This window comes from Clostridium prolinivorans, from assembly GCF_004011155.1.
GTDB classification, from domain to species: Bacteria; Bacillota; Clostridia; order Clostridiales; family Clostridiaceae; genus Clostridium_AT; species Clostridium_AT prolinivorans.
Genome location: NZ_RJWG01000047.1, coordinates 1 through 833 on the forward strand (window position 1 = coordinate 1; position 833 = coordinate 833).

General features: G+C 28.0%; 1 protein-coding gene. It reads left to right on the forward strand.

Translation table 11 applies throughout. The features are described 5' to 3' along the window. Positions 1 to 833: IS21 family transposase (istA, locus tag EGD97_RS12260; RefSeq protein WP_127837563.1), on the forward strand; the 833-nt coding region annotated here is incomplete at both ends.

Below are 833 nucleotides of genomic sequence, written 5' to 3' on the forward strand. Positions count from 1 at the left end.
TTTTTAAATAATAATTACGATATAGGAACATATTCCAACTTTGTTAAGTATGTAAATAAGAAAGGATTAAAACCTTCTAAGAAAACAAAGTGTCATCCACGATTTGAAACTCCACCAGGTGGGCAAGCTCAAGTAGACTGGAAGGAAGATCTAAAACTAATTTCTAAATATGGTGAAGAATTTATTGTTAATGTATTTAACTATAAACTTGGTAATTCAAGATACTGTTACTTTGAATATAGAAAATCTAAAACTCAACAAAATGTTATAGAGTGTTTAATATCAGCATTTAAAGCTACAGGAGGTGTACCTAAGGAAATACTTTTTGACAATATGAAAACAGTTGTAAATATTACACCAGAAGGGAGGAAAATAAATAATAAATTAAAAGCATTTGCAGATGATTTCGGATTTAAAATACGCTTATGTAAACCACGACACTCTTATACTAAAGGAAAAGTAGAAGCTGCAAATAAATTTATAGATTGGCTATTACCATACAATTATGAATTTAAGACTGAAAAAGATTTAATAGAAATAATAAAAGCTATTAATTCAAAAGTTAATCAACAACCAAATCAAGCTACAGGTGTTCCACCTATACTACTATTTCAAAAAGAAAAGGAGTATTTATCTCCATTACCATGTAATCGTATCATAGAAAGCTATATGAACTATGAGTTGACAGCTAAAGTTCATAAAGACTCTCTAGTACATTACAAAGGAAATAAATACTCTGTTCCACCCAAATATATAGATAAAGAAGTAACTCTTAAAAGAATAGAAAATGAGTTACACATATATTTTAACACAGATTTAATTTCTGTACACAA